Source organism: Mycobacterium sp. 1245111.1 (genome assembly GCF_001673405.1).
Lineage (GTDB): Bacteria > Actinomycetota > Actinomycetes > Mycobacteriales > Mycobacteriaceae > Mycobacterium.
The window spans coordinates 1-9,149 of record NZ_LZLV01000073.1 but is presented as its reverse complement, the minus strand read 5'-3'; the positions used below and the strand labels follow the sequence as shown (position 1 = coordinate 9,149).

Genomic DNA, 9,149 nt, shown 5'->3' with positions numbered 1-9,149 from the left:
GCCGGTTTTGACCCCTCGACGCCCACCGCATGGTCGGCCGAGGGCCTGCTGCCCTATCTACCGCCAGCCGCCCAGGACCAGTTGTTCGAGCGGATTCTCGAGCTCAGTGCCGCCGGCAGCCGGATCGCGGCGGAAACGTTGAGCCCGAGTGCATTCGATCCGGACTATCTCGAGCGGGGTCGCCAATTCCTGGGCGGCGATGGCCCCGACCTACCCGAGCTCTTGTTCAAAGAGGAACGCGCCGACCTACAGCAATGGCTGGCCGACCACGACTGGGCGGTCACCGCGATCGAAGGGCTCGAGCTGATGCGCCGCTTCGACCGCATGCCCGCCGATCACCTGATGGAGCTGGCACCGCGCAGCGTCTTCATCGAAGGACGCCTGCACGCTACTGCGAGAGCTGAAATTCGATGATCGCGGCGACAGAATCCACTGCCTCGGTCAACGCCGTCAGCCGTGCGCGCGCCGTCGGCGCGGACAGCACGGAGTAACGGTCGGCCGGCCCGATCGGAATGCGGGATGCCAACGCATACAACCGTTCTCCCGCGTCCGCGAAGTCGCTGCCGGATCCGAGCACTTCCTCGCGATCCGGCACAGGTAAATCGCGGGCGCTGGCAATTCGCTCGAACAGCGCCATCATCTGGTCTTCGAGTTCGTCGAGCTGGCCCGCACTGACCGGCCCCCCCGGCTCGTCGGGCCATCCCTCCACGACGGCCCGCGGGTAGGGGTCGTCGGGTAACCACTCGCAGACCTTGATCCGTTCGGCGGTCTTGCAGCGCAACATGAACCGACCCGAGCCGGCGATCTCCACACACTCGGTGATTCTGGCCAATGCGCCAACGTCGCATCGCATGTCGCCGCCGCCGACCTCACGGCCCTGTGAGATCAAAACCGTCCCGAACCGAGGGTTGTCGTCCCGCATGCAATCTCGAACCATGGCGGCATAGCGGGGCTCGAAGATCTGCAGCGGCAGGTCCTCACCGGGCAGAAACGCCGATTGCAGCGGAAACATTGCCAGGCGGCCGAATTCAGCTGCGGGTTCCATCAGATCTCCAGTTCTTCGACCAGTGCGTCGACGACGGCGATCAAGTCTCCGTCGTGCTCCTCGGCCACCCGCCGCTGCCGTTGATACGACGCACCGCGCCGCGGGATGTCGGCCACCGCTCTGAGCTCGTCGACGCAATCCAGTGATGCGGCAATGGGTTCCAGCCGGGTTAGCAGATCGTCGAGGTCCTCGGTGACCAAGCGTTCGTTGCTGTCGGCGTCGAGGATGATGATGGCGTCCAACCCGTAACGGGCTGCGCGCCATTTGTTTTCCTGGTTGTGCCACGGCGGCATCGTCGGCAGCGCCTCGCCGGCATCCAGTCGGCGCTCGAGATCGACCACCAGACAATGCGTCAACGCGACCAGCGCACCGAGTTCGCGAATATTGGAGACTCCATCGCAGACCCGAACCTCGAGCGTCCCGTTGTGCGGCGACGGCCGCACGTCCCACCGCACCTCGTTGACGTCCTCGATGATCCCCGTCTTTTTCTGATCGTGGACGAAACCCTCGAACTGGTCCCATTTTTCGAATTGGAATGGCAGACCTGCGGTGGGAAGCTGTTGGAACATCATCGCCCTGTTGCTCGCGTACCCGGTGTCGTCACCCACCCACCACGGCGACGACGCGGACAGCGCCAGCAGATGCGGATACCAGTTGAGCAATGCCGACATCACCGGCATCACCTTGTCCGGCGAGGAAACCCCGACGTGGACGTGGACTCCCCAGATGAGCATCTGGCGGCCCCACCACTGGGTGCGCTTGATCAGTTCGGCGTAGCGGGGTGCGTCGGTCAGCTTCTGCGACGACCAACTCGCGAACGGGTGGGTGCCGGCGCCGAACAGTTCCATGCCGCGCTGCCGGACGATCGGCAGGACGTGCTTCAGCGTGGACTGGAGATCCTCCATGGCCTGCCCGGTGTTGTCGCAGACGCCGGTGACGACTTCGACGGTGTTGCGCAGCAATTCCTTGTGCACACGCGGGTTTTCGCCGATCTCGGCGAAGACGGCGGTGGCCTCGTTACTCAGGTCGCGCGTGTGGTGGTCGACAAGTGCGAACTCCCATTCGACTCCCAGCGTCGGACGGGGTGAGGACGCGAAATTCACCCTGATAGCGGTACCCCTGTCCGACGAGGAACTAACCGGAGCCGATCACGCCGCACGCCACCCGCTTACCGGCATCGCCAGTCGACATCGTCGTCTGGTCGGGTCCGGGCGCGCCGTTGGCCTGGCTGTAGCGGTCCGACGGGATGTTGGCGAAGTTGTCGGCGCCGGCGTGGATGATGATCGAGGTTCCCGCCCCCGCTAACAGGTCGGCCTTGGTGAAGCCATCGGTGGTGGTTTCGAGCAATGCCCCACCGTCCTTTCGCACCTGCAGCGAGGTCAGGTCGCCACTGCCGTGCACATCGTGGACCATGAAGTGGCCACCCGCGGACAAGAAGTCGCCGGGCTCGCCGCCGGTCGGAGCAACCGAGTGGGCCTCGCACTTACCCACCGAGTGAATGTGCACGCCGTGAAAGCCCGGGCTCAGCTGGCCGGTTCCGGTGGTCTCGATAGTGATGGTTACGTAGCCCTGGTTGAAGTCGAACTTCGCGGTGGCGACCTTGGTGCCGTTGGGGTCTTTGAGAGTCGTGGTCAGGCTGTCGGTTCCGCCCTGCTGGCCCGTCGGCTCCGAGCTCGACGGCGCCGGCGACCCGGTCCAGATCGGCGGCTGTGTGCCCGGCGAGGTCGCCGGGTATTGCGGCGGCTTGCATGCGCTCACCAGCGCGGCCGAGGCGGCGAGTGGGACGAGTGCAGTGACGGCGGCAAATTTGCGGACGCGGGCTGGCTTACGCATGGGGAGAGCCTATCCCGGCGACGATGCGGGTCGGAACGACCCGCGGAGGAGCGGGATCAACAAACCGAGCCCGGCGACGATGCGGGTCGGAACGACCCGCGGAGGAGCGGGATCAACAAACCGAGCCCGGCGACGATGCGGGTCGGAACGACTGCTGTGCGCTGCTTCCTACTCGTGCGCCCCGTCAAGCAGGGCCACGGCCGTGCGGACATAGGCGTCGAGGTCCATGTCGTCGCCGTACACGCTGATCTGGATCAAGGCGCCCTGCAGCAGGGACGTAGCCAGCCTGCCGAACTGGTCGGGGTCGATCGCAGCCGCGAGCTCGCCGCGCTCCTGCGCGGCGCGCGCGAGTACGGCGAAGCCCTCGCGTAGGCGCGACAGCCCGGCACGGGCGGCGGCGTTGAGTTCGGGGTCTCGCTGTTGTTCTCCGATTAGGTGGGGGAAGATGCGGGCGCGTTGTTCGACGGTGCCCAGTTCGACGTTGCGGCTTTGCTCTATTAATTCTGCCAACGCTTCGCCGGGCCGGCGTAGACGGCCATCGGGCAGCGCTTCGGTGAACACCGTCGCCGTTTGGGTGATGAACCCCATTGTCTCGGTGATGATCGCGCGTACGAGGTCATCCTTGCCCTCGAAATAGCTGTAGACGGCGCCCGGGCTGAGGTCGGATTCTTTAAAGATTTCCTGCATCGTCGTGCGGTGAAACCCGTCGCGGGCGAAGCAAGCAAGTGCCGCTGACAAAATCTGCCGGCGCCTTGCCGCGACGTGCTCATCGGTCACTTTGGGCATTTCGCCGCTCATCCTACATTGACAGCGAACGCTCGTTTCAGTATAAAGAACGAAGGTTCGTTTTAGGAGGCGCAATGTCATCCCAGGCCCCAGCCGATCAGCTCGGGTCGCGCGTTCCCGGCGCGCCCGCCGACCGCGCCATCGCCAGGCGGGATCTCGTGCCCGGGACGCTGATCGCTCTGACGATGGGCGTCGGTTTCTGGCTCGCCAGCCACGGGGCCAGCCTGAAAGTCACCTTCATCCCAGGTGTCGTCGCCACCTGGATGCTGTTTGTGTGGTGTTACCGAAGTCGGCTAGAGCTGCCCACGGTCAACAAATTCTTGCCCGCATTCTGCTGCGTCCTGGCTGTGCAATTCGTTCACTTCACCGAGGAATTCGTCACAGGCTTCCGAACCCACTTCGCCGAGCTTTACGGCGGGGCTCCCTACTCGAATGACGCCTTCGTCGCGGTCAACATGAGCGCCTACGCGGTCATGATCATCGCCTGCGTGATCGCATTGACCACCCGGCTGCGCTTCGCCATCATTCCCGCCATTTTTTTCGTCTTCTACGGCGCGATCGGCAACGCCGTCGCGCATACGTGGTGGAGCATCATGCTCGGCGCATACTTCCCCGGACTAATCACCGCCCAGCTGTACTGGATAGCCGGGCCGTATCTGCTCAACAAACTGATCGGGGACCGCCGGGCGACCGCCGTGGCCGTTCTCGGGTTCGCCGCGGTGCTCATCCCGCTTCTCGCGTTGATGGCCGACACCGCGGCAGTCAGACTCTGACGGTACTTAAGCGGGCCCGCCGGGCGTAATCGACGCCGCCCAAGCTATTTCGGATCGGCCCCGCCCGCCGACCCGCCGCCCTTCTAGGGACGGGCGCTCGACGAGACCCTAGGATCTCGCTATGAAGACGAGACTCTTGATGGCCAATGTCGGTCGTGCATCGGCAGTTCTGGCCGCTGCCGTCATGTGGACCGCACCATCGGCCTCGGCCGGCAGTGACTTCTGCAATTCGCTGCCCCCCGCCCAAATGCGCGATTGCACCTGCGGTTCTGACAACGTCCCGGGTACGCAGGAGTATCAGGACTGCCTGCATGGAAACGCGGCTCCGAAAGCGCCGGCGCCCGAGCCGCCGGCCCCTAGTCCGTAACGGGTCGGGGCGCCGATCCTTAATGCGCTGGCGGACAGGAGAATCCGGCCCATGCTGCCAACCCGAGTGACGCGCGGCGCGCGCCAAGCCCTAGTCGTCGTCGGCGTGGGGTGCGCCGTCGCGGCGCCAGCCATCGGTGAGGCAGCGGCTGACGGCCCGGTCGTGCTGAAAAGCCGGCTGGGCGACCTGTGTCTGGACGGTCCGAGTGACGCCTGGCCCACCCAGGTGGTCGTCAACGCTTGCAACGGCAGCGATTTCCAGCGCTGGAATGTCACCGGTGATCAGCGACTCGAGAGCGTGGCCTTCCCGGGGAAGTGCCTGACGATGCCGAGCGAGACCGCTTTCGTGTCGCGCCTACAGCCTTGCTGGAACAGCCAGCGCTGGATCGTCCAGCCCGACGGCCGGATCACGACTGTCTTCGGTCCCTGCCTGACTGTCCTCGGCGGCCCGGGCCCCGGCACATCGGTGGCCGCCCGCATCTGTACCGGCGGACCCGAGCAGGGTTGGGACAGCGTCAGCCAGTGACGACGACGATCACGCCGGGCGGCTGATCGGCCACATCCTTGGTGCGCGGCGCAACCTGCGCTTTGAGTAGCTGTCCGACGGCATCGGCGGTTTCGTGCTCGCCGGGCGCGTCGGTGAAGTACACCGTGGTCTTCGAGACGTCGGGCAGCGTCAGGTTGTCGACCTTGGTGACGTTGAATCCCCCCTGCTTGAGCTGGTCAGCGGCCTTGCCCGCGACGCCTTTGGAGCTGGAGATGTTGAACACGAGCACGTCGGCCCTCGGCGCGGGCTTGGCGGACGTGCTAGACGCTGCCGCGCTGGTCTTCACGCTCGACATCGCCGAATCGTCGTCGGTGTTACTGCCGGATCCCATGGCCTGAAATCCGACCAGCAGAAAGATCACACCCAGAAACAGCAGCACCATGACCATGGCCCGCAACGGGAGGCCGGTCGAGTCGGGAACGCGCTCATTCATCGAAGTCACTGTATCCACGAGTGCGGGAAAACCCACACCGACGCCCAGTGAGCAGGCAAAATTCTCAGCTGAGCTCGAAGCCCAGCCGTCGAGCGGCGCGCGCCTTCTGCCGGCTGGCCCGCAGCCGGCGGAGTCGCTTCACCAGCATCGGATCGGCGGCCAGCGCCTCGGGTCGGTCGACCAACGCATTCAGCACCCGGTAGTAAGCCGTTGCCGACATTCCGAACAATTCTTTGATGGCTTCTTCTTTAGCTCCGGCGTATTTCCACCACTGGCGCTCGAAGGCCAAAATGTCGTGTTCGCGGCGAGTCAACCCATCGGCGAGTTCAGAGTCGTCCCCCGATCGATTAGCCCGCGCCATAGCGCTGTCCATATCGCTCCTGATCCTCCAAGACCCTGCGACTCTCGAATGCTCGCTGCTCCGGCGATTATTCAACCACGTCGACAACTGTTGACCTGGAAGCCAGACCCGCGAGTCGGCTGACTAGGTGAGGTTGCCTGCCGCAGGCGTACTCCGCAACCGGGGCAGGTGGACTCGGGCTTAAGCTTTGCGGTCATGGCAGTCGTACCCATCCGCATCGTGGGAGATCCCGTCCTGCACACTCCCACCACGCCGGTGGCCGTCGCGGCGGATGGATCACTGCCCGCAGACCTGGCCGATCTGATCACAGACCTCTACGAGACCATGGACGCGGCCTACGGGGTCGGCCTGGCCGCCAACCAGATCGGCGTCAATCTCCGTGTGTTCGTCTACGACTGCCCCGACGAGCGCGGGCAGGCGGAGCGGCAACGCGGCGTCGTCGTCAACCCGGTGTTGGAGACCTCCGAAGTGCCCGAGACCATGCCCGACCCCGATGACGACGACGAGGGCTGCCTGTCGGTGCCGGGCGAGTCGTTTCCCACCGGGCGAGCGAAGTGGGCCAAAGTCACCGGGCTCGACGCCGACGGCAACCCGATAACGCTCGAAGGCACAGGGCTTTTCGCGCGCATGCTGCAGCATGAGACCGGCCACCTGGACGGGTTCCTCTACCTCGATCGGTTGGTCGGCCGCCACGCCCGCTCGGCCAAGCGCGCGGTCAAGTCGCACGGCTGGGGAGTTCCAGGCCTGTCGTGGATGCCGGGTGAAGGCCCGGACCCGTTCGGCCACTGATGGTTTCGTGGCCGGAGCTCGGCGCCAGGGTGATGGTGCGCTATCGCCTGCCCGCCGGGTCGGTCCCGCCGCTGACCGACGTGATCGGGAACCTCCTGGAATGTGGCCCACGCATCCGTGTCCACGCGAAGACGGGCGAGATCGTGGAGCTCGCCCCCGACGACGTCGTCGCCGCGCGCTTACTCAGCGATAAACCGGTGCGCGCCTCGGAGATTCGCGCTCTCGAGCACGCGGACGCGCTGGCCAGGCCGGGGATCGAACGGCAGTGGCTGGACGGCTGGCTGCTGCGCGCCGGTCCAGACAACACGTATGTCGTCAATTCCGCTGTGCCACTTGATATTTCCGCGACCCAGTCGGCGATACCCGCGATCGTCGAGTGGTACCGAAGCCGCGACCGGGTCCCGCGGCTGGCCGTCCCGGACCGCCTGCTGCGACTTCCCGACCACGGTGAACGCGCCAACCGGATGATGGTGTGCGATCTGCACCCCGGCCCGGACATCGAGCCGTCGGATGCGGTGATCACCGACGCCCCGGACGGCACTCGCTGGGTAGGCCTGGCGGAGCTTCGGGACAACTGCGGCGCTCAGCTGGCCTGGGGCGCGTCACACGGCGCCACCCGCGGCTACGTCCGACTCGCCGAGGACGACCGCGCCGCCGCAGAATTGGCCCGGTCGCTGGGCTTCGTCCTGCACCATCACGCCCGCTACATCACACTCACGTAGGGTCGCAGCCATGCCCGACGGCGTGTTGCGCCTAGCCACCTGGAACGTCAACTCGATCCGCACTCGGCTGCCCCGGGTGCTCGACTGGCTGGAGCGCGGCCAGGTCGACGTGCTCGCGATGCAGGAGACCAAGTGCTCCGACGAACAATTCCCCACCATGCCGTTCCTCGAGCTGGGCTACGAGGTCGCCCACGTCGGCTTCAACCAATGGAACGGTGTCGCGATCGCGTCACGAGTCGGCCTGGACAACATCGAAGTCGGCTTCGACGGCCAGCCGACCTGGAGCAGCAAGCCCGAAGTGGCCGCCGCTGCCGAAGCGCGCGCGCTGGCCGCCACCTGCGCGGGGGTGCGGGTATGGAGTCTCTATGTGCCCAACGGTCGCACGCTGACCGACCCGCACTACACCTACAAGCTGAATTGGCTTGCCGCTCTGCGTAATACGGCCGAAGGCTGGCTGCGCGACGATCCGACGTCACCGATCGCCCTGGTCGGCGACTGGAACATCGCTCCGACCGACGACGACGTCTGGGACGTCGACGTCTTCAGGTATTCCACCCACGTCTCCGAACCGGAGCGTAAGGCGTTCGAGGCCATCGTCGACGCCCAATTCTCAGACGTGGTACGGCCTTTCACGCCCGGCCCGGGCGTCTACACCTACTGGGATTACACCCAGTTGCGGTTCCCGAAGAAGCAGGGAATGCGCATCGACTTCATCCTTGCCTCCCCCGCGCTTGCCGACCGCGTCACCGACGCGCAGATCGTCCGCGACGAACGGAAAGGCAAGGCACCCAGCGACCATGCGCCGGTCCTGGTTGATCTTCGCACCGTGTGACGCATAAAAATTATTCGCGCGGGTATTCATCCGCTGTTCATTTACCAATCAAGGTCATAAGATTGCGGGCATCAGATTTTCGGGCCTTAACCGAGTATCAGGGAGACGTCATGGGTGTCGTTAACGGCGCCGTACACAACGTGAGTCGAACGGTCAGCCGCGCGGCCTCGGCAACCACCGCCGCAGCGGGTGCCGTCGGAGGCGCCGCGGTCGACGGCGTCGTCGGCGCCGTCACCGGCGCGGCCGCCGGCGTGCAAAAGGGCATCGACCGCGGTAGCCACTCCACCCCCGCAGCCGCGTTGACACTGGGCGCAATCGGCGTCGCGGGCCTCGTCGAGTGGCCGATCCTGCTGGCTGTCGGCGGCGGTGCCTTGCTGCTGCGACGGCTCAGCAACTCGCACGACGACGGCGGGCGCCTCGCGTCGGTGACCCCGGTCAAGGCGGCGCCGGCCAAGTCGACCAGCTCCGCGCGGCCGCGTAAGACGCCGGCCAAGCGGACACCGGCGCGGAAGTCCGGTGGCGCGCAATCGCGCTCCCGCCGCTGATTTTGTCAAGAGCACCTTTGCCGCTTCGAGCGGTTTCCGCGCTGGTCGACTCGTTGGGCACGGCCGCCTCGACCGGCCTGAGCATGGCCGTCATCCCCGTGCGCGAAGGCGCCCGAG

The 9,149-nt window shown here is 65.8% G+C and carries 13 protein-coding genes; 7 read left to right on the top strand and 6 right to left on the bottom strand.

What is annotated here, in order from left to right; all coding sequences use genetic code 11:
• Positions 1-414, top strand: a 414-nt coding sequence (locus A5658_RS11810) for a class I SAM-dependent methyltransferase (RefSeq protein WP_197503103.1), incomplete at its 5' end; no start/stop codon positions are given.
• Here the strand turns inward: A5658_RS11810 and A5658_RS11805 are convergent.
• From A5658_RS11805 to A5658_RS11790, 4 genes are all read right to left on the bottom strand, one after another.
• Entirely contained in the window at positions 389-1,045 is a 657-nt protein-coding gene (locus A5658_RS11805; protein WP_067334518.1) for an LON peptidase substrate-binding domain-containing protein, read from the bottom strand. The two genes, A5658_RS11810 and A5658_RS11805, sit on opposite strands and share 26 nt — an antisense overlap.
• Complete coding sequence (locus A5658_RS11800) at positions 1,045-2,154, bottom strand: glutamate--cysteine ligase (RefSeq protein ID WP_067334514.1); 1,110 nt, start codon at positions 2,152-2,154, stop codon at positions 1,045-1,047. Before A5658_RS11800 ends, A5658_RS11805 begins: the two co-directional genes overlap by 1 nt.
• 25 nt (positions 2,155-2,179) lie before the next feature.
• Positions 2,180-2,878, bottom strand: a complete 699-nt coding sequence (locus tag A5658_RS11795; RefSeq protein ID WP_067334510.1) for a superoxide dismutase family protein — start codon at positions 2,876-2,878, stop codon at positions 2,180-2,182.
• A gap of 168 nt (positions 2,879-3,046) precedes the next feature.
• Positions 3,047-3,676 (bottom strand): TetR/AcrR family transcriptional regulator, encoded by a 630-nt coding sequence (locus A5658_RS11790; RefSeq protein ID WP_197503102.1) that lies wholly within the window; start codon positions 3,674-3,676, stop codon positions 3,047-3,049.
• A gap of 62 nt (positions 3,677-3,738) precedes the next feature.
• Here A5658_RS11790 and A5658_RS11785 point away from each other — a divergent pair, with 62 nt between their 5' ends.
• Both A5658_RS11785 and A5658_RS11780 read left to right on the top strand, forming a co-directional pair.
• Positions 3,739-4,437 carry an HXXEE domain-containing protein gene (locus A5658_RS11785; protein WP_082993106.1) on the top strand — a complete coding sequence of 233 codons (699 nt, stop codon included), beginning with the start codon at positions 3,739-3,741 and terminating at the stop codon, positions 4,435-4,437.
• Positions 4,438-4,855: 418 nt separating this feature from the next.
• The gene (locus A5658_RS11780; RefSeq protein WP_067334507.1) at positions 4,856-5,329 is read left to right on the top strand and encodes an RICIN domain-containing protein; all 474 of its coding nucleotides are present in this window, start codon (positions 4,856-4,858) and stop codon (positions 5,327-5,329) included.
• Here the strand turns inward: A5658_RS11780 and A5658_RS11775 are convergent.
• Both A5658_RS11775 and A5658_RS11770 read right to left on the bottom strand, forming a co-directional pair.
• The gene (locus tag A5658_RS11775; RefSeq protein ID WP_067334503.1) at positions 5,319-5,783 is read right to left on the bottom strand and encodes a LytR C-terminal domain-containing protein; all 465 of its coding nucleotides are present in this window, start codon (positions 5,781-5,783) and stop codon (positions 5,319-5,321) included. The genes A5658_RS11780 and A5658_RS11775 overlap by 11 nt on opposite strands.
• Positions 5,784-5,847: 64 nt before the next feature.
• Positions 5,848-6,156 (bottom strand): DUF3263 domain-containing protein, encoded by a 309-nt coding sequence (locus A5658_RS11770; protein ID WP_067334500.1) that lies wholly within the window; start codon positions 6,154-6,156, stop codon positions 5,848-5,850.
• Between the two features lie 183 nt (positions 6,157-6,339).
• Here A5658_RS11770 and A5658_RS11765 point away from each other — a divergent pair, with 183 nt between their 5' ends.
• From A5658_RS11765 to A5658_RS11750, 4 genes are all read left to right on the top strand, one after another.
• Positions 6,340-6,933: a peptide deformylase gene (locus A5658_RS11765; protein ID WP_067334496.1), complete on the top strand. Its 594-nt coding sequence runs from the start codon at positions 6,340-6,342 to the stop codon at positions 6,931-6,933.
• Entirely contained in the window at positions 6,933-7,655 is a 723-nt protein-coding gene (locus tag A5658_RS11760) for a hypothetical protein (RefSeq protein ID WP_067334493.1), read from the top strand. The genes A5658_RS11765 and A5658_RS11760 overlap by 1 nt, the downstream gene beginning before the upstream one ends.
• 25 nt (positions 7,656-7,680) lie before the next feature.
• Entirely contained in the window at positions 7,681-8,487 is an 807-nt protein-coding gene (locus A5658_RS11755; protein ID WP_197503104.1) for an exodeoxyribonuclease III, read from the top strand.
• A 110-nt stretch (positions 8,488-8,597) separates the two neighbouring features.
• Positions 8,598-9,032, top strand: a complete 435-nt coding sequence (locus A5658_RS11750) for a hypothetical protein (protein ID WP_067334488.1) — start codon at positions 8,598-8,600, stop codon at positions 9,030-9,032.
• The last annotated feature ends 117 nt before the right edge of the window (positions 9,033-9,149 follow it).

Coding starts and splice junctions, on each gene's coding strand:
- A5658_RS11805 (WP_067334518.1), bottom strand. CDS start 1,045: ATGGAACCCGCAGCTGAATTCGGCCGCCTGGCAATGTTTCCGCTGCAA.
- A5658_RS11795 (WP_067334510.1), bottom strand. CDS start 2,878: ATGCGTAAGCCAGCCCGCGTCCGCAAATTTGCCGCCGTCACTGCACTC.
- A5658_RS11790 (WP_197503102.1), bottom strand. CDS start 3,676: ATGAGCGGCGAAATGCCCAAAGTGACCGATGAGCACGTCGCGGCAAGG.
- A5658_RS11785 (WP_082993106.1), top strand. CDS start 3,739: ATGTCATCCCAGGCCCCAGCCGATCAGCTCGGGTCGCGCGTTCCCGGC.
- A5658_RS11780 (WP_067334507.1), top strand. CDS start 4,856: ATGCTGCCAACCCGAGTGACGCGCGGCGCGCGCCAAGCCCTAGTCGTC.
- A5658_RS11775 (WP_067334503.1), bottom strand. CDS start 5,783: ATGAATGAGCGCGTTCCCGACTCGACCGGCCTCCCGTTGCGGGCCATG.
- A5658_RS11770 (WP_067334500.1), bottom strand. CDS start 6,156: ATGGACAGCGCTATGGCGCGGGCTAATCGATCGGGGGACGACTCTGAA.
- A5658_RS11765 (WP_067334496.1), top strand. CDS start 6,340: ATGGCAGTCGTACCCATCCGCATCGTGGGAGATCCCGTCCTGCACACT.
- A5658_RS11760 (WP_067334493.1), top strand. CDS start 6,933: ATGGTTTCGTGGCCGGAGCTCGGCGCCAGGGTGATGGTGCGCTATCGC.
- A5658_RS11750 (WP_067334488.1), top strand. CDS start 8,598: ATGGGTGTCGTTAACGGCGCCGTACACAACGTGAGTCGAACGGTCAGC.